Origin of the sequence: Rhodopila sp. (assembly GCF_965277825.1) — a bacterium.
GTDB lineage: Bacteria > Pseudomonadota > Alphaproteobacteria > Acetobacterales > Acetobacteraceae > Rhodopila.
In genome coordinates this window covers 1,382,633-1,401,122 of the sequence record NZ_OZ255846.1, presented here as the reverse complement: position 1 = coordinate 1,401,122, position 18,490 = coordinate 1,382,633, and the positions used below count along the sequence as shown (strand labels likewise).

The following is an 18,490-nucleotide window of genomic DNA, read 5'->3' as shown; positions in this document are numbered from 1 at the left end:
CGAGGTTGTCACAAGAATCCGTGCGCCGGGTTGTTGGATCAGTTTTCAGTTGGTTCGGCGCCGTCCTGTGGCCAGTGATGCTTGGGATAGCGTCCGCGCATGTCGCGCCGAGCGTCCGCCCAGGCGCCCTTCCAGAATGTGCCGAGGTCGGCGGTGACCGCGATCGGGCGTCCGGCGGGGGACAGCAGCGCCAGGCGCAGCGGGACTCGGCCGCCGGCCAGCACCGGGGCCGTTGCCAGGCCGTAGAATGCCTGCGCCTTGGCCGAGGCCAGCGGCGGTGACTCGGAATAGTCGATCGCGGCGCGGCCGGCCGGGAGCGCCAGTTGAGTTGGCAATTCGCGCTCCAGGCGTGCCGAAAGGTGGCGGGGCAATCGGGCGTTCAGAGTGGCGTGCAGGTCGAGCTTTTCCAGGTCCGACAGGCGGATGATATTTGACAAATAGGGCAGCAGCCAGTCTTGGGCGGTGGCTTTCAGGGCCGGATCGGCAATGTCCGGCCAGCCGGCGTCGGGTTCGATGTGCCGCATCAGGGCGACCCGGGCCTGGAGCTGACGGCTGGCGTCAGTCCATGGCAGCGGGCGCAGGTCGCGCTCGGCGGTGACGGCGGCGAGGGTAGCCGCGATCCGCGCCGGGTCGCCCGGTTCCATCCGGTCCGACAGGATCAGCGCGCCGAGGCGGCGGCGGCGGCGGCCCAGAACCGTTCCTGCCACCGGATCGAAGCTGGATTCGACCTGCTCGGTTACCCGCGCGGCGAGCGCGGTGGGCAGTGCGTCGGGGTCGAGCGCGGCCGCCAGCCGGATGCGGGACGCGGTCTTCAGTTCCAGCGACGCGGCGACCAGAAGACCAACCTTGGCCAGCGGGTCGGTGATCGGCAGTCGCGCGCTGCCGCCGCCGGAGAGGCGGAACGACCCGGGTTCGCCGCGGCGCTGCGCGATGCGATCCGGGAACCCGGCGGCGAGCAGCGGCCCGGGCTGGCCGGCGGCTGGCGCGTCGGCGGAGAGGCCGGTGCGGCGGCGATACTGGCGGGCGGTCTGGCGGATGCGGTGCAACGCGCCGCGGTCAGCGGCCGGGTCGCCGTGGGCGATGGCGGCGAGGCGGCTAGCGATGTCGGCGGAGGAGTCCTGGGCGCGCAGCGGGTCGCGTTCTTCCAGCAATGCGGCGAGGTCGGCGGCCAGGGCAGCCTGTTCCGCGCCGTCGGCGGCCAGCATCATGGCGGCCAGTCGTGGATGGGCACCGATCCGCAGTATGTCGCGGCCGTCGGCGGTGATGCGGTCCTGGTCGTCGAGCGCGCCGAGGTCCCTGAGCAGCGCGGCGGCGGCGGCCAGCGCTCCGGCCGGCGGCTGGTCCTGGAACGGAAGCTCGGCCGGGGGGGTGCCCCAGCCGGCGCATTCCAGCATCAGGGCGGAGAGTTCGGCTTCCAGGATCTCGGGGCGATCGAAGGCAGGCAGGCCTCGGTGCAGGGCGGGGGACCACACGCGGATGGCGATGCCCGGCGCCTCGCGCCCGGCGCGTCCAGCGCGCTGGTCGGCGGCGGCGCGGGAGACGCGGACGGTGGCCAGACGGGTCAGGCCGGTGGCCGGGTCGAGCCGAGGGCTGCGCCGCCAGCCGCCGTCAACCACGATGCGAACGCCGGGGACGGTGAGCGAGGTTTCCGCGATCGAGGTCGCCAGCACGACGCGGCGGGTCTCGCCCTGGCGTAGCGCGCGGTCCTGGTCCCTGGGCGGCAGGTCGCCGTGCAGCGGGAGGACCTCGGCGATGATGCCGTCGAGCGCTGTCTGGGTGCGGCGGATTTCGGCCATGCCGGGCAGGAAGGCGAGGATGTCGCCCGGATGTTCGGCCAGCGCGGCGCGGATCGCTCGGGCGACGGCGTCGGGCAGTTCGCGGATATGGGCGATATCGCGCGGCTGATGCTTGACCGTCACCGGGAACATCCGGCCGCTGCTTTCGATCACCTCGGCCGCCATCAGTGCGGACAGGCGGCCGCCGTCGGGGGTGGCCGACATCGCCAGCAGCCGCAGGTCCGGGCGCAGCACGCGCTGCAGATCGAGGCAAAGGGCCAGGCCGAGGTCGGAATCGAGCGAGCGTTCGTGGATCTCGTCCAGGATCACCGCGGCGACGCCATCCAGTCCGGGATCGGATTGCAGGCGGCGCAGCAGCAGGCCCTCAGTGATAACCTCGACGCGGGTTTCGGCCGACCCGGCGCCGTCGAGGCGGGTGCGGTAGCCGATGGTCCGGCCGAGGGGCTGGTCCAGCAGGAACGCCATGCGGCTGGCGGCGGCCTGGGTGGCGAGGCGGCGCGGCTCCAGCATCAGGATGCGGCGATCCCCGCGCCATGGCGCGTCGAGCAAGGCGAGCGGGACGAGGGTGGTCTTTCCGGCGCCGGGCGGAGCCACCAGCAGGACGTTCCGCCCGGTACTCAGCGCGGCGTCAAGGCGGGGGAGAGCGTCGGTGACAGGCAGATCGAGGTGGCGCACGACGACGGGTCATAGACCGCCACCGGCGTCTCGTCATGACCCGGGCAGCGAGGCTCGCCGCGATCATGGTTCGAAGAGGGCGATTCACGCGTTTGGTGATATCACCAATAGCGATCGCCCCTTAAGCTACTGGAACGGATAGTAGCGCAGGCTGAACAGGACGATGTTTTCGTCAGCGGACGGCGAGACTGTGCTGCCCCTGGTGGCGCCGGTACCCGAGAAGGTGTTGCGGTTCACATATTCATACTGGGCGCCGAGCTGCATCGTGCCGTAGCGCGACTTGATGACCCGCCACCAGGCGCCGAGCGTTCCTTCGACGACGTTGGAGGTGACCGCGCTGCAGGAACCGAGTTCCAGCTCGCAGCCGGACAGGTTGGCGGCTGGATTGCCGTAGCCGGCGGTGCCCGAGAACGATTTGCGATTGGCGCCCTCGGCACCACCATAGGCATAGATGTCTACCGCCGGGATCGGATGGCCGACGAAGCCGCCCATGATCGAGTACTCCGACAGCGGCTCGATCTTGCCGGTGGGGGAGAAGGTGGCGTCGGCGATCTGCGCCGAACCGTAGCGGCCGATGCCCTGGCCGATCAGGCCGCTGACCTGGAAGTCGAGCATCTTCGGTATCAGCGGCAGGATCATGCCGCCGCCGATGCCCTCGCCGGTGGTTTCGTATCCCTTGCCCGACCCGGTGCTGGCGAACGAGACGCGGCCGTCGAGGAAGCGCAGCAGTCCATACACTTCGTAGTGGCCCCAGCCTGGATCGGCGGCGGCCTTGATGATCACGTCGGGGGCGTAGTTGGCGCTGTAGGCCTGGATGGAATTGACGTTGGATCCGCCGCATTGGGTGTCTTCCAGCGTGCCTCCGCCGACCGCGGTGGTGGCGCCAGCGCCGGTGAGGCAGTTCGGACCGGCGGAGCTGCCGAACGTGGTCTGCGGCGACTCCAGTGACAGGCCGAGCCAGATCTTGTGGTTGTCGAAATCCTTGGCGACGCGGATTTCAGCCTGGCGGGCCCAGTTGAAGCCGACGACGTACTGCGCGTCGATGGTCAAGGGGACCTGTTCCTGGCGCGGCACCAGGCCGGTCTTGTACATCGTCGCCAGACTCCAGGCCTGCCCGCCCAGCACATGCAGGCCCCAATCGGTGTTGTCGTAGGCGCCGAAGAACTGGCGCAGGCGCAGGGTGTAGCTGCTGCTTTCGTTGGAGTTCGAGGATGTGCCGGCGCTGAGGAAGTCGGTCTCGGCATAGGCGGTGAGTTTCTGTGCCTCATCCAACTGGCCTTCGGTCAGTATCGACAGGCGGCTCTGCTGTGCCGTCTCGCGATACTCCGGGGTATGGTAGGCCGGCGTATTGGGCAGCGGGATGCTGCCGAAATTGGTGGCGACGCTGGAGGATTGGTTGCGCGAGCGGTAGAGGCCTTCGGCGGCGGCGAACCCGCCCAGCGTGACGGTCAACCCGCCGACCCGGAATGCGCCCTGCGGCAACGGCGGTTCCGGCGGAGCGGCGGCGACCGGGGACGGAGCGGCGGCGAGTGGAGATTGAGCGGCAGCGACCGGGGGCCGGGTGGCGGCGACCTGGGCGGCCTGGGCCGAGGCCGCGGCGGCCTGCCGCTGTGCTGCCCTGGCCTGTTGCTGCGCGGCGCGCAACTCGCGGTCTCGCGTCGACAGGTTGGACTTGAGCTGGTTCAACTGCGATTGCAGCCCCTTGATCTGCTGCTGAATCGCCTGGATCTGGGAGTCGGTCTGGGCTACCGCGGGTTGGATGTTGAAGGCGCCCCCAATAGCGGCGGCGCACGGCAGGGCATACTTCAGGCAGGTAGCTTTGGGCATCGAGTCCTCAGACCGTGGGTGCACGCAAGAGCGGGCAACCTACGATCAGGCCGAAATTCGGTCGGCGGCGATTTGATGACAAAAAGACTAAGTTTTTAGTCATTCCCGCCAGCGGTGTTGGCAATCGTTCTGCAACGGAATGGCGCCGATCGGAGGGCCTGGGCTCGCCGCTCGGGGTTGGAAGATCGGCTTCGACACCGGATGGCGCCGGGGATCGTTCGGGGCCATATTATGCAAGACATTGCTTGGGCCCGGGGATGAGTTTTCGTTCGCTGTATCGCCACGGCTTCGCCCGTGTCGCCGCTTGCACCACCCGAACCGCGCTGGCCGATCCGGCGACCAATGCGCAGTCGATCCTGCGCATGGCGGCCGATTGCGACCGTCAGTCGGTTGCCGTGGCGGTGTTTCCGGAACTGGGCATTTCCGGCTACGCGATCAGCGACCTGTTGCAGCAGACCACGCTGCTGCATGCGGTCGAGACTGCGATCGAGACGCTGATCGCCGGGTCGATCGAGCTGATGCCGCTGCTGCTGGTGGGGGCGCCGTTGCGGCACCTGGGCAGTCTGTACAACTGCGCCCTGGCGATCCATCGCGGCGAACTGCTGGGGGTGGTGCCGAAGATCCACCTGCCGAACTATCGCGAGTTCTATGAACCCAGGCACTTCGTCAGCGGTGATGGTTCTGACGGCGGTTCGATCACCCTCGGCGGCCGGACCGCGCCGTTCGGCACCGATCTGTTGTGGGAGGCCTCCGACCTGCGCGGCCTGGTGGTGCATGCCGAGATCTGCGAGGACGTCTGGGTGCCCAATCCGCCGAGCGGGGAGGCGGCGGTGGCGGGGGCGACGGTGCTGGCGAATTTGTCGGCCAGCAACATCACCATCGGCAAGGCCGAGACTCGCCGGCTGCTGTGCCGGTCGCAGTCCGCCCGCTGTCTGTCGGCCTATCTTTATGCCGCGGCGGGGGCCGGGGAATCGACCACCGACCTGGCGTGGGACGGGCAGGCCTCGGTGTTCGAGAACGGCAATACTTTGGCCGAGACCGAACGGTTTCCGGTGGCGGATCAGGCGGCGATCGCCGATATCGATCTGGGCATGCTGGCCCAGGAGCGTTTGCAGATGGGGTCGTTCGATACCAACCGCCGTCGCCATGCTCGGGCGTTTCGCCGCATCGGTTTTGCCGTTGGGGCGCCCGGCGGCGACGTCGGTTTCCGCCGCACGGTCGAGCGCTTTCCGTTTGTGCCGGCGGACGTGGCGAGGCTGGAGCAGGATTGTTACGAGGCGTACAACATCCAGGTTTCCGGGCTGGCGCAGCGGCTGCGGGCGACCGGGCTGAAAAAGGTGGTGATTGGGATTTCGGGCGGCCTGGACTCGACCCAGGCGCTGCTGGTCTGTGCGCAGGCATTCGACCTGCTGGGACTGCCGCGCGACGGCATCCTGGGCTACACCTTGCCGGGGTTCGCGACGTCTGATCACACCAAGAGCAATGCCTGGGCGTTGATGAAGTCGCTGGGCGTGACCGCGAGCGAACTCGATATCAAACCTGCAGCGAAACAGATGTTGTCTGATATCGGGCACCCCTATGCCAGCGGCAAATCGGTTTACGACATCACCTTCGAGAACGTGCAGGCGGGGTTGCGCACCGACTACCTGTTCCGCATTGCGAACCATCTTGGCGGCATGGTGATCGGCACCGGCGACCTCTCGGAACTGGCTCTGGGCTGGTGCACCTATGGTGTCGGCGACCAGATGGCCCACTACAACGTCAATGGCGGGGTGCCGAAAACGCTGATCCAGCATCTGATCCGTTGGATCATCGGCACCAAGCGCTTTGCCGACGACGTGCTGGGCACGCTGGACGCGATCCTGGCGACGGAGATTTCGCCCGAACTGGTGCCGACGGTGGAGGGCGAGACACCGCAGAGCACGGAAGCCAAGATCGGGCCGTATGCGCTGCAGGATTTCACCCTGTTCCACATCCTGCGCTACGGCTTCGTGCCGTCGAAGATCGCCTTCCTGGCGTTGCATGCATGGGAAGACCCGGCGCGCGGGGAATGGCCGGCGCATTTTCGCGCCGACCTGCGGGTGGGCTACGACTTGAAACAGATCCGGCACTGGATGGGGGTGTTTCTGACCCGGTTCTTCGGCTTCAGCCAGTTCAAGCGCAGCGCGATGCCGAACGGACCGAAGGTCTCCGCCGGCGGGTCGCTGTCGCCGCGCGGCGATTGGCGGGCGCCGTCGGATGGCAACGCGGCGGCGTGGCTGGCCGAACTGGAACAGAACGTGCCGCTGTTGCCGTAAGTGTCGTGCAGCACTTCTTTCTCCTGGTCCTGGCAGGCCTGCTGGCCGGAACGATGAATGCGGTCGCCGGCGGCGGGTCGTTCGTGTCGTTCCCGGTGATGGTGCTGGTCGGGCTGCCGCCGATCGCTGCCAATGCAACCAGCACGGTTGCGCTGTTTCCGGGCACGATGGCGAGCGCCTGGGCCTACCGCGACGATTTGCGCGGCATCGCCGGGATCAGCCTGAAGCTGTTGCTGGCGATCAGTGTCGCGGGCGGGATGCTGGGGGCTATCCTGTTGCTGGTGACGCCCGGCGGCATGTTCGATCTGGTCATCCCGTGGCTGTTGCTGCTGGCGACGCTGACGTTTCTGGGCGGCCGGCATCTGGGTGATCGGTTGCGGCGCTACGTGCGCATCGGACGCCCGGCGTTCCTGACCATCCAGTTCGTGCTGTCGGTCTATGGCGGCTACTTCGGCGGCGCAATCGGGCTGATGATGATGGCGGTCTGGATGCTGATCGACAGCACGCCGTTGGCGGCGATGGCAGCGCCTCGGACCTTGCTGGTCAGCGCCGCCAACGGGTCGGCGGTGCTGTGCTTCGCGGCCGCCGGCGCGGTGCGCTGGCCGGAGATGGCGGCGATGATGGTGTCGGCCATTGCCGGCGGTTACTACGGCGCCCGGTTCGCTCGGCATCTGCCGCCGACGGTGCTGCGCTGGTTCGTGGTGGCGCTGAGTGCCACGGTCACCGTGGTGTTCTTCGCGCGGAGGTATTGAAGGAGTGGCGTGATCGCGCTGTCGATATCGCCTAACGGGGCGACTGGTGAGCGCAGTAGGGTTCGAACCTACGACCCGCTGATTAAGAGTCAGCTGCTCTACCAACTGAGCTATGCGCCCGCACTCGCGAGGGCCGGTTTCTAGCAAGCCTGCCCCGCAATGCAACCCCCGCCCCCGCCGACCCCCGGGGCGCCGACCTCAGGCCCCGGCCAGGATTGCGTCGGCCATCTTCTCGGCTGTCATCAGCACCGGGAAATTGGTGTTCGCGCAGGGCACCGCGGGAAACACCGAGGCGTCGACCACACGCAGCCCGTCCACCCCCCGCACCCGCCCCGCCGGATCGGTCACCGCCATCGGGTCGCCATCGGCGCCCATCCGACAGGTACAGGACGCGTGCCACACGCCCACCGCGGCCTTGCGGACGAACGCCTCCAGCTTGTCGTCGTCGGTCAGCACGTCCTGCAGGGTGACGCCCTCCATCACCAGGTTCTTGATCAGGTATTTGCGCAAGCTGGCCGGCCCATCCAGCGCCTTGGCCAGCACGTCGGTGATCAGCTTGTTCTTACGGCTGTGCAATCCCACCTGGCGCACCTTGTCGCTGTAGCTGGCGGGGAACGGGTCCTCGATCACGGTCTGCATCATCGGCGTGAGGTGCATCGCGGCGAACCGGCGCACACCATCCATCATTCGCTCCAGGTCGCGCTGGTCTGACAGCAGATTGAAATCCACCTGCGGCTCATCGGACCAATTCGACGATCGGAGGCGGACCGACCCGGTCTCCGAGTAGGTCTTGTAGACCGTTATGATGAACGACCCGATCTGTTCGCCGACCGCGTGCCAGGAGGTCTTGCTGGTCACCACGGTGAACATGTCGCCGGGCGGAATGCCCGCCAGGTTGGAGGAGTAGCGCAGCCCGGTGTAGATGTGGCGCCTCGAATAGTCGTTGACGATGCGGGCATGCGGCTTCATGAAGGCGGCGACCGCGACGGCGGGGTGGTCCTGCAACCGCTGTCCGACGCCGGGCAGCGCGGACCGGACCTCGATGCCGTGTTCGCGCAGATGCGCGGCCGGCCCGATGCCGGCGCGCATCAGATGCGCCGGCGAATGGATCGCACCGCAGGACAGGATGACCTCTTGGCCGCGGAATTCCTCGGCCTTGCCGGCGACCACCGCCTTGACCCCGACGCAGCGCTGGCCATCGAAAATCAGTTCGGACGCCTGGCTATCGGTGCGGATCGTCAGGTTCTCGCGCAATCGCGTGCCGGGATCGAGGTAGCCGATCGCGGCCGAGACCCGGCGTTCATAGGCGTTGGAGATGGATATCGGGAAATAACCATCCTCCCACGCCGCGTTCTGGTCCTGGATGAATTTCCAGCCCGACTGCTCGAACGCGCGGCCGACCGCCTTGGCGTGTTCTGGCCAGAGGTCGGGGAAGATGCGCCGCACCGGGATGCGCCCTTCGCGCCCGTGCCATGGACCGTCGAAGTCCATGTCACGCTCCACCTTCTTGAAATACGGCAGCACGCCGTTCCAGTCCCAGCCGGCCGCCCCGCTTGCCGCCCAGTCATCGTAATCGGTCGGGGCGCCACGATTGGCCAACTGGCCGTTGATTGAAGAACCGCCGCCCAGGATGCGCGCCTGTTCGTACGTTCGCAGCGGGGGCGCCTGCTCGTCGGGGTTGTTGTGCGAGATCACCTCGGTGGTGACCTTCAGCTTGTTCCAAGTGTAGTTCGGGTTGAGGTAGGCGGTTCCGGGATAGGAATCCAGCACCGCGGCCGGCACTTTGCCATGCGGCGTATCCTGGCCGGCTTCCAGCAGCAGCACCTTGTTCTGGCTGCGCGCCGAGAGCCGGTTGGCCAGCACCGACCCGGCGGAACCGCCGCCGACGATAATCACGTCGAACGTCATCGATGGCACCTCGTTCCTCCTGACTGTTGTGCCGAAGGATCAACCCGGTGAAGCGGATCGACAAGACCTGGCCGCGGCGATGTGGCCGATTGCCGACGCCACGAGGGTCCATGGCGCATCGTCGCCCAACGTGCCATGCGGCGGCACGTTGCCCCATGGCACGTTGCCCAATGGCACGTTGCATGCACCTGCAGAAAGCTGATCGACAACGGGAGCACGACACATGGACCTCGGCGTCTTCATCCCCATCGCCAACAACGGCTGGCTGATCTCCAAGACCTCGCCGCGGTACAACACCAGCTTCGCGCTCAACCGCGACGTCACATTGTTGGCCGAACGGTATGGATTTGAATTTGCGTTGTCGATGGTGAAGCTGCGCGGCTTCGGCGGCGAGAGCGAGTTCTGGGACCATGCCTTGGAAAGCTTCACCTTGATGGCGGGGATCGCCGCGGTGACGCAGCGCATCCAGCTTTACGCGTCCTCCGCCGTGCTGACCCTGCCGCCGGCGATCGCGGCGCGCATGGCCGCCACCATCGACAGCATCGCGCCGGGCCGGTTCGGGATCAACATCGTCTCCGGCTGGGCCGAGGGCGAATACACCCAGATGGGCCTATGGCCGGGACAGCAGCACTACGAGCGTCGCTACGAGTATAGCGCCGAATACGTGACGGTGATGCGGCAGTTGTGGGAAACCGGAACGTCCGACCACAAGGGCGCCTATTTCAGGATGACCGACTGCAAGCTCAGCCCACGCCCGTCGGTAATTCCGAAGATCGTCTCCGCCGGGCAGAGCGACGTCGGCATGGCGTTCGCGGCGGAACACGCCGACTTCAACTTCTGCCTCGGCGAGGGCGTCAATACGCCGACGAAATGCAGCGCCACGATCGGCCGGCTGCTGAAGGCGGTGGCAAAGACCGGGCGGAATGTCGGCGCCCATGCCCTGTTCATGGTGATCGCCGACGAAACCGATGCCGCCGCGCAGGCCAAATGGGAGTGCTACAAAGCCGGCAAGGACCTCGATGCCCTGAGCTGGCTCGGCGCCCAGGCCGGCAACGACGACAAGGCCGATGCCGGCAGCACCGCGCAAAGCATGATCAACCCGGTCTCGGCGGTGAACTTCAACATGGGGACCGTGGTCGGGTCCTATGCCACCGTCGCCCGCATGCTCGATGAACTGGCAACCGTCGAGGGCCTCGCCGGGGTGATGTTGACGTTCGACGACTTCATCCTGGGGATGGAGAATTTCGGCCAGCGCATCCAGCCGCTGATGGCTAGTCGAAAGTGATCTGGGTGGCCCCTGGGGTCGCCAATTTTCCAGACCGATCAGCCGTGCGGCACGCAGTTTCCGCGCCAGCGCAACGCAGCGGCGATCACCCGCGAGATGCGGCGTCCGCCGTCGCCAGCCGCCGATCAAGCGTCACCAGTTCAGCTCCAAGCTGCCGCGCCACCCAAAGGTAACTGGCATCATGGGCGGTCAGCCCAGTCCGTCCGGCCAGCGCCAGGGTCGCGTCGTGATCCACCACCACTTCCTCGATGCTGAATTGATGACGAAGTGCAAAGGCTGCGGTCAGCGCCGGCTGCCGCTCTGGATGGCGGCGGGTCTTGGTCAGGCACACATTGGCCAATTCGAAGCCGAGTAGGGCGGGGGCCACCAGGCGGCTGTCCCCAAGCTGATCCGCCACCGCCTCTGCTTCAGGCTCAGCGAACAGCAAAGCCGCCAAGGCAGAGGCATCCACCACCTTAACTTCGGTCACGATCCGCTCGGATAAGGGCGGTTGCCTCGCTGGGCGTGCGCAGCCCAAGCCGGAGTACCTCGGCGAGGATTTCCGCCGGTGTCGCCGGGCGGTCCTCTTGAACGGCAGCCTCGACGATCGCAAGCAATTCGCCTTGCAGCGACCGATGATGTCGTTCGGCGCGCTCGCGCAGGCCTTGCACAGCGCGATCAGGGACATTCTTGATCGACAGATTCAACGGCATGGTTCTGAACTGGCTCCAGGATGGATGCCCGGATAGCACACTGGCAAGCCAGTATTCAAGCGACCGCCACCGGGTTTGTTCGACTTAGCCGCCCGATCGTTGGCGCAATGTCGATGTGCCGTCAGGCGAATGTCAGGACAGGTCGGCGCCTTTTGCGCTTGACTGCACTCCGCCGCCCCTGCACTGAGCGCAGCCAAAGATGTAACCCATGCCTGAGCTTAAGGATCCGGCCGATGAGTTTTACCTCCAAGGTATTCGAAACCCGTGTGGTCAAGATGGCCGACCGCGAGGAAACCATCGTCGCCGGCGGCCGCCACCTGTTCCCATTGCTGTCGAAGGCGTTCGACGGCATCAAGCAGATCGGCGTCATCGGCTGGTCCTCGCAAGGACCGGCCCAGGCGCAGAACCTGCGTGAGTCGCTGGAAGGCTGCGGCATCCGCGTCAAAGTGGGCCTGCGCGAAGGCTCGTCCTCGATGCGGGAGGCCGAGCAGGTCGGCTTCACCAAGGCAAATGGCACGCTGGGGGAGATGTACGAGGTCATTCGCGAAAGCGACATGGCGCTGCTGCTGATTTCCGATGCGGCTTTCGCCGAGAACTACAAGAAGATCCTGGGCGCCTTTCGCCCCGGCGCGACGCTGGGGCTGAGCCATGGCTTCCTGCTGTCCCATTTGCAGGCCCAAGGCGATGACTTCCCGAAGAACATCAACGTCGTTGCCGTCTGCCCCAAGGGCATGGGCCCTTCGGTGCGGCGGTTGTATGAGCAGGGACGTGAGGTCAACGGCGCCGGCATCAACGCCAGTTTCGCGGTGCACCAGGACGTCAACGGCAAGGCCACCGATTACGCGCTTGGCTGGTCGGTCGCGCTGGGCTCGCCCTACACCTTCGAGACCACGCTGGAATCAGAGTATAAGTCGGATATCTTCGGGGAGCGCGGCATCCTGCTGGGCGCCGTGCACGGCCTGGCGGAGAGCCTGTACGCCCGCTACACCGGCCAGGGCATGGCGAAGGATGACGCGTACCTCAACACCTCGGAGTCGATCACCGGCCCGATCAGCAAGACGATTTCCCGCTCCGGCCTGAAAGCGGTCTACGAGCAACTCGACGACAACGAGAAGGCGGCGTTCCGTGCTGCCTACAACGCCGCCTATCATCCCTGCCGCGAGATCCTCGAGGAGATCTACGACGACGTGGCCTCCGGCAACGAGGTGCGCAGCGTGATCAACGCCACCCGCCGGCACGCCACCTATCCGATGGGCAAGATCGACAGCACAGATATGTGGACGGTGGGCGAGAAGGTGCGGGCCAACACGGGCCGCAACTACGCGCCGATCAATGCCGAGACCGCCGGCGTCTACCTCGCCTGCATGATGGCGCAGGTCGACTTGCTGCAGGATCGGGGGCATCCGTATTCGGAGATCGCCAACGAATCGATCATCGAGGCGGTGGACTCGCTCAACCCCTACATGGACTACAAGGGTGTCTCCTACATGGTCGACAACTGCTCGACCACGGCCAGGCTGGGCGCCCGCAAATGGGCGGCGCGGTTCGACTACATCCTGAAGCAGCAGACTTTTCCTGCGATCGACCAGAACGCCGTGCAGGACAACACGCCGTTCGATAAGTTTCTGACCAGCAATATTCACGAGGTTTTGCAAGTGTGCGCCAAGCTGCGCCCGTCGGTGGACATCGCGGTGGTGCCGACGCGCGGCACGGGATGAGCACCGGCGCGCGGGCTGAGCACGGGCGCGCGGGCGCCATGGCCGCCGGGGTTTCAGGTGACTTTGCTGCCGCGGGCCAAGGCAGAGATGCCGCTGCGGGAGACTTCGGTGAGACCGAGATCGCGCATGAGGCAACGGCCGACTGCGTTGGTATTCATCCAATTCATTAGGCAAGTCTGCTATTCGGCGATGGTGCGCCCGTTAGCCGCCGTAATCCATCGCGAAACCTGGCGAAGCTAGGCGAGCGGTTGGTCTCCGGGTCCAGGAGCGGCCCGATCCGGTCCGCCCATTCATGCTTGATCTGACCCGGCAATGGCCAGCCAGCCTGTCGGACGGCGCGCGCGCCGCCCTGGTGGATTGCTTCCGCGACAAGTTCCCAGGTGCCGCAAATGGAGTCCTGCACATAATGGTCCAGAGTGCGCATCCTTGCCTTTGGATAGGCACGCTGCAGCGCAGCACGATCCCCAAGATACCAAGCCTCGGTCTCTTCGATCGCGAGGCGGAACAACGCCAAGTGCGACGCATCGCACGATGCCGAAAGTGATTGCAACTCCGCCAGAAACGTCCTGCAGTCGCGAACATCAGTATCCAACACCACGACCACCGCATCTACACCCGGGGTCTTGACGTAACCGCGGAGCAGGCGAGGCATCTGATCCAGCAACATGCGCCTCAGCGGATCGGCCGATCTCGATAAGCCCTTCGGTATGCGACCAATGCCGCGATAAGCGTGAGAGCGCCATGAATGTGGCTCGCCAAACCGTCCAATCAGCTTTGGCATGAGATGTTCGACTAGGCGCTGGCCGGAACTGTCCTCTGTCAGGATCTCAATGTGCATGACTACCTCGAATCGAGGTAGTCGCTATACCAAAGACCGCCCAGCGGCAGGCCCTCAGCAACCAGATTCTCTACAACCTGAAGGTCGGAGACCCGGCGGATGGTTGAGAACCCGTCGAGCCCCTTCTCGAGTATCCAAACCTCTTCAGGAGCAAGGGCATCGACGAAATAGGGTTGGTGGGTAGTCACGAATAGCTGTGGCGCATTTCGCCTTCCCGTGGCATGCGCCCGAAACTCACGTGCGAGTGTATCCAAGAGCTTATGGTAGAGGCCGTTCTCAGGCTCCTCGATACAAATGAAAGGTGGCGGATCGGGGTCTTCCAGCAGGAGCAAGTAGGTAAACACCTTCAGCGTTCCGTCAGACATCTGCTGCGCGAAGAACGGGTCTTGAAATCCTGCGTCGCTGAAACGCAAAAGAACCCGCTTGTCGTCTGTGACCTTGGTATCGATAGTCGTTACGCCCGGTATCCGGTCCGCAATACGCCGCAGAATCGAATCAAACCGGTCCTTGTATTCTCGCTGCATGAACTGAACGACGTTGCCGAGGTTATCGCCGTGCAAGTTCAGGTGCGCCTGCGGCCCGGCGACCGGCAAACCTCGAGCGGCGTGGGGATCAAAGTATGATAGATACCAGCCTTTAAGAAAGTCGCGGAAACGGCTGATGCGAGGATGATCGCGAAGCGTTCCCAGCGTAGCGATGCCGAGTTGACGCATGTCGGTCAGCCCAACCGGCATGCGTTCGTTGGACTCCTCACCCTCGATCTCAAGCGCGTCCTCGCCCGCCCATACCTGGCCGGTTCCACGCGATAAACGTAGAAATGGGAACGGGCGGCCATACGGCGCCCGATGCCGCCGCTGCAACAGAACCTCCGACAAGACGAACGGGCGACCAGATTCGTCGAGATCAATCGTCAGTTCATAGGTGATTGGGCGCTGATTCAACGCCTCACGATAATAGATCTCGAATCGGATCGGTTCTTGAATGCCGCTGGACCGCAGACGTTCGAAGCCGCCCCGCTGCTCTCTATCACAGGCTGCCTCCACGCCGCTCGTTAGGGAGTCGGCAAGAAACCCGAACGCATCAAACAAGGTGCTCTTGCCGGCACCGTTTTTCCCAATCACCACCGTCAGCGGTGTCAGCACTTTTGCCTCGGCACTGCCGGACAGCTTTCCCAGCGTGATATCGCGCAACGAACGGAAGTTCTGCACCCGGAAGCCTTCGATCAGTGCCACCGCAACCCCTTGGATTTTCGGGTGATTATAGGAACCACGCGGCATTGACGCAGCGTCAACATCAAATTACCCGAGATCCACGCGCCAGCGCGGCAATCCCGCTGCGGGACACCTCCGCCAACCCGAGATCGCGCATCAACTCGATAAACGCGTCGATCTTTTCGACCGCCCCTGTCAGTTCGAATACAAAACTTCCGAGTGTGGTGTCCACCACGCGGGCGCGGAACGTATCGGCGATGCGCAGCGCCTCCACGCGCTGCTCACCGGCGCCGATCACCTTGACCAGCGCTAGTTCGCGGGCGACGTGCGGGCCGTCCATCGTCAGGTCTGCGACCCGGTGCACCGGAACCAGGCGGTCGAGTTGGGCCTTGATCTGCTCGATCACCATGCTGGTTCCGGACGTAACGATATTGATGCGGCTGCGCAGCCCGGCGGCATCGACCGGGGCCACCGTCAGGCTGTCGATGTTGTAGCCGCGGCCGGAAAACAGCCCGATGACGCGCGCCAGCACACCGGACTCGTTATCCACAAGGACCGATATGGTCGCGCTCCGCTGCGTCGTGTCAGAAGGGCTGGGCATCGTCGAAACCAAATGAGAAGGTAACAAAAAACCCGGGCGCGCGAGGCCAGGCCTGGCCGCGACCCCGGATGCAGGCGGCAGCGCGATCAGACCAGCGCCATGCCCGCGTCGGTGATGCCGGCGCCGGAGGCTTCGTGCTCCGGACCCAGCAGCATTTCATTGTGCGCCGCACCGCTGGGGATCATCGGGAAGCAGTTCTCGGTCTGATCGACCGCGATGTCAGCGATCACCGCGGTCGGGCAATCCAGCATCGCATTGATCACGCCATCCAGCTCATCGACCGATTTCGCCCGCATGCCGGTGGCATGAAACGACTCCGCCAGCTTGACGAAATCAGGCAGCGCCGCCGAGTAGGTCTCCGAATAGCGGCTGCCATGCAGCAATTCCTGCCATTGCCGCACCATGCCCATATACTGATTGTTCAGGATGAACACCTTAACCGGCAGGCGATACTGCGCCAGGGTGCCCATTTCCTGGATGTTCATCAGAATCGATGCCTCACCGGCGATGTCGATCACGCAGGCCTCCGGATGGGCGATCTGCACCCCCATCGCCGCCGGCAGCCCATATCCCATGGTGCCAAGGCCGCCCGAGGTCATCCAGCGGTTCGGCTTCTCGAATTGAAAATGCTGCGCGGCCCACATCTGATGCTGCCCGACCTCGGTGCTGATGAACACCTCCTTGTTGCGGGCGCGGGTGAGTTCATACAGCCGCCGGATCGCATGTTGCGGTTTGATGATGCTGCCGGGTTTGGTCTCCTGGGTGAATTTCAGGCTATCCTTGGCTTTCCAGCCATCGATCTGGCGCCACCATGATGCCAGCGCGGGCTTGTCCACCGAGTCATCGCTGGCCTGCCAGGCAGCCAGCAGCGCACTGAGTGCCTGGCCGGCATCGGCCATGATCGGCACCTCGACCGGCACGTTCTTGTTGATCGACGAACCATCGATGTCGATGTGGATCTTGCGCGAGCCCTGGCTAAACGCGTTGAGCCGCCCGGTCACCCGGTCGTCGAACCGCGCGCCGACCGCCAGCAGCATGTCGCAGCCGTGCATCGCCAAGTTCGCCTCATAGGTGCCGTGCATGCCCAACATGCCGAGGAACTGCGGGTCGCTGGCCGGGTAGCAACCCAGGCCCATCAGCGTATTGGTGATCGGAAAGCCGGTGATACGGGTCAGCCGGGTTAGCGCCTCCGACGCCGCCGGACCGGCATTGATCACGCCACCGCCGGCATAGATCATCGGCCGCTTGGCCTGCTTCATCAGCGCCACCGCCTTGGCGATCTGGCCAAGATCGGGTTCGGTGCGTGGCCGGTAGCTGGGATGCTGCGCCGCCGGTTCGGCATAGGGTGCCGGATTGATCACGATGTCCTTCGGCAGGTCGACCACCACCGGGCCGGGCCGGCCGCTGCGGGCGACATAGAACGCCTCATGCACGACGCGGGCGAGGTCCTCGGCCCGCTTCACCAGGTAGTTGTGCTTGGTGGCCGGGCGGGTGATGCCGGTGGTATCCGCCTCCTGGAAGGCGTCGTTGCCGATCAAATGCGTCGCCACCTGTCCGGTCAGGCAGACGACCGGAATGCTGTCCATCAGCGCATCGACCAGGCCGGTCACCGCATTGGTGGCACCCGGACCGGAGGTGACCAGCACGACCCCGACGCGCCCGGTGGAGCGGGCATAGCCCTCGGCGGCATGCACCGCGCCGCCTTCCTGGCGCACCAGTACATGGCGGATCGCGTTCTGCTGGAACAGAGCATCATAGATCGGCAGCACGGCACCACCAGGATAGCCGAAAATAACCTCTACGCCCTGATCCTTGAGCGCGCGTAGAAGGATTTCTGCTCCTGACCGGGCCAATTCCGCCGACATTCGTTCGGCTCCTGTTGTTGAACACCCGGACGGATAAGCCTCCTGGATGCGCGGGTCAAGCCAGGAGTTGAATAAACGTGAACAAATCGGCTTGCGCACTTTCCGATAATTGCGTAAAATCTGAAAATCTAGCATTTATTGTGCTAACGTGGGTCGCGGCGGCGAGCGGATGATGCCGGAACCATGTCGCCTGCCGCCTGGTGTATTGACCGGTGACCAATTCGGTGCGGCGTCCGGCCTGCTGTAGCGACAGCTCGCCATGCAGATGGGCCGCCAGTTCCGGCACGCCGTGGGCGCGCATCGCCGGCAGCTGGGGATCGAGCTGTAGCGCCAGCAACGCCCGCACCTCGCGCAGCGCGCCGTCATTCAGCATCGCCTCGAAGCGGTCGGCGATCGCCGCGCGCAGTGCATCGCGCGGCGGATCCAGCAGGATGGCTTTGAAGCGCCACGGTGCGGCCGGCCCGCGATGGGCCTGCCAAGCCGCGAGGCCGCGGCCAGTACCGCGCCAGACCTCCCAGGCGCGTGCGATCCGCTGGCTGTCCTCGGGGTTCAGCCGAGCGGCGGTGGCCGGATCCACGTTGGCCAGGCCGGCGTGCAGCGCGGCGGCGCCTTGTTCGTTGAGCAGCCGACGAGCCTCGGCTCGGGCCGCTGGCCCGGGGTCGGGAATGTCGGCCAGCCCATCGGTCAGCGCGGCGAAATACATCCCCGAACCGCCGGTCAGGATCGGCAACCGGCCGGCGGCGTGCGCCTCGTCCATCGCGGACAGTGCCTGGGTCCGCCACCAGGCGACGCTGCCGGCCTCGGCCGACGGGCGGACACCGTATAGCCGATGCGGAACCCGCGCCTCCTGTTCCGGGGTCGGGCGCGCGGTCAGCACGCGGAGCTCGCGATACACCTGCATCGAGTCGGTATTGATGATGGTGCCGCCCAGGCGGTCGGCGATGGCCAGCGCCAGGGCGGATTTCCCGCTGGCGGTCGGGCCGGCAACGATCAGCGCGGGCGGCAGGTTGGTCATCGAGCGTCCT

At 65.4% G+C, this 18,490-nt stretch carries 14 protein-coding genes and 1 tRNA gene; 4 read left to right on the top strand and 11 right to left on the bottom strand.

Features of this window, described 5'->3' with window-relative positions; all coding sequences use genetic code 11:
* Positions 1-38 precede the first annotated feature (38 nt).
* Together hrpB and ACQY4T_RS07085 are read right to left on the bottom strand one after the other, a co-directional pair.
* Positions 39-2,471: an ATP-dependent helicase HrpB gene (gene hrpB / locus ACQY4T_RS07090; protein WP_428539339.1), complete on the bottom strand. Its 2,433-nt coding sequence runs from the start codon at positions 2,469-2,471 to the stop codon at positions 39-41.
* Positions 2,472-2,597: 126 nt separating this feature from the next.
* Positions 2,598-4,298, bottom strand: coding sequence for a hypothetical protein (locus ACQY4T_RS07085; protein ID WP_428539336.1), 1,701 nt, complete (start codon positions 4,296-4,298; stop codon positions 2,598-2,600).
* Positions 4,299-4,555: 257 nt separating this feature from the next.
* Between ACQY4T_RS07085 and ACQY4T_RS07080 the strand changes: the two genes are divergently transcribed.
* Positions 4,556-6,595 (top strand): NAD(+) synthase, encoded by a 2,040-nt coding sequence (locus ACQY4T_RS07080; protein WP_428539333.1) that lies wholly within the window; start codon positions 4,556-4,558, stop codon positions 6,593-6,595.
* 5 nt (positions 6,596-6,600) lie between these two features.
* Positions 6,601-7,347: a sulfite exporter TauE/SafE family protein gene (locus ACQY4T_RS07075; RefSeq protein ID WP_428539330.1), complete on the top strand. Its 747-nt coding sequence runs from the start codon at positions 6,601-6,603 to the stop codon at positions 7,345-7,347.
* Between the two features lie 44 nt (positions 7,348-7,391).
* Here ACQY4T_RS07075 and ACQY4T_RS07070 read toward each other — a convergent pair.
* Positions 7,392-7,467, bottom strand: a tRNA-Lys gene (locus ACQY4T_RS07070).
* A gap of 78 nt (positions 7,468-7,545) precedes the next feature.
* Positions 7,546-9,255, bottom strand: coding sequence for a GMC family oxidoreductase (locus ACQY4T_RS07065; protein WP_428539327.1), 1,710 nt, complete (start codon positions 9,253-9,255; stop codon positions 7,546-7,548).
* Positions 9,256-9,478: 223 nt separating this feature from the next.
* On the opposite strand from ACQY4T_RS07065, the gene rutA reads away from it, so the two are divergent.
* On the top strand, positions 9,479-10,540 hold the full coding sequence (rutA, locus tag ACQY4T_RS07060) for a pyrimidine utilization protein A (protein WP_428539324.1): 1,062 nt from the start codon (positions 9,479-9,481) through the stop codon (positions 10,538-10,540).
* Between the two features lie 85 nt (positions 10,541-10,625).
* On the opposite strand, the gene ACQY4T_RS07055 is transcribed toward rutA, so the two are convergent.
* Positions 10,626-11,009, bottom strand: coding sequence for a type II toxin-antitoxin system VapC family toxin (locus ACQY4T_RS07055; protein ID WP_428539321.1), 384 nt, complete (start codon positions 11,007-11,009; stop codon positions 10,626-10,628).
* Positions 10,996-11,232 carry a FitA-like ribbon-helix-helix domain-containing protein gene (locus ACQY4T_RS07050; protein ID WP_428539318.1) on the bottom strand — a complete coding sequence of 79 codons (237 nt, stop codon included), beginning with the start codon at positions 11,230-11,232 and terminating at the stop codon, positions 10,996-10,998. Before ACQY4T_RS07050 ends, ACQY4T_RS07055 begins: the two co-directional genes overlap by 14 nt.
* A gap of 233 nt (positions 11,233-11,465) precedes the next feature.
* On the opposite strand from ACQY4T_RS07050, the gene ACQY4T_RS07045 reads away from it, so the two are divergent.
* Positions 11,466-12,950 (top strand): hypothetical protein, encoded by a 1,485-nt coding sequence (locus ACQY4T_RS07045; RefSeq protein WP_428539315.1) that lies wholly within the window; start codon positions 11,466-11,468, stop codon positions 12,948-12,950.
* A 166-nt stretch (positions 12,951-13,116) separates the two neighbouring features.
* Here the strand turns inward: ACQY4T_RS07045 and ACQY4T_RS07040 are convergent, their stop codons facing one another.
* From ACQY4T_RS07040 to miaA, 5 genes are all read right to left on the bottom strand, one after another.
* Positions 13,117-13,788, bottom strand: a complete 672-nt coding sequence (locus ACQY4T_RS07040; protein WP_428539312.1) for a hypothetical protein — start codon at positions 13,786-13,788, stop codon at positions 13,117-13,119.
* A gap of 2 nt (positions 13,789-13,790) precedes the next feature.
* Positions 13,791-15,020, bottom strand: coding sequence for an AAA family ATPase (locus ACQY4T_RS07035; protein WP_428539309.1), 1,230 nt, complete (start codon positions 15,018-15,020; stop codon positions 13,791-13,793).
* Between the two features lie 61 nt (positions 15,021-15,081).
* A complete protein-coding gene (gene ilvN, locus ACQY4T_RS07030) occupies positions 15,082-15,600 on the bottom strand; it encodes an acetolactate synthase small subunit (protein ID WP_428539306.1) in 519 nt (172 codons plus the stop codon).
* Positions 15,601-15,686: 86 nt separating this feature from the next.
* Positions 15,687-17,465 (bottom strand): acetolactate synthase 3 large subunit, encoded by a 1,779-nt coding sequence (locus ACQY4T_RS07025; RefSeq protein WP_428539303.1) that lies wholly within the window; start codon positions 17,463-17,465, stop codon positions 15,687-15,689.
* Between the two features lie 55 nt (positions 17,466-17,520).
* Positions 17,521-18,480, bottom strand: a complete 960-nt coding sequence (gene miaA, locus ACQY4T_RS07020; RefSeq protein WP_428539300.1) for a tRNA (adenosine(37)-N6)-dimethylallyltransferase MiaA — start codon at positions 18,478-18,480, stop codon at positions 17,521-17,523.
* Between the last annotated feature and the right edge of the window lie 10 nt (positions 18,481-18,490).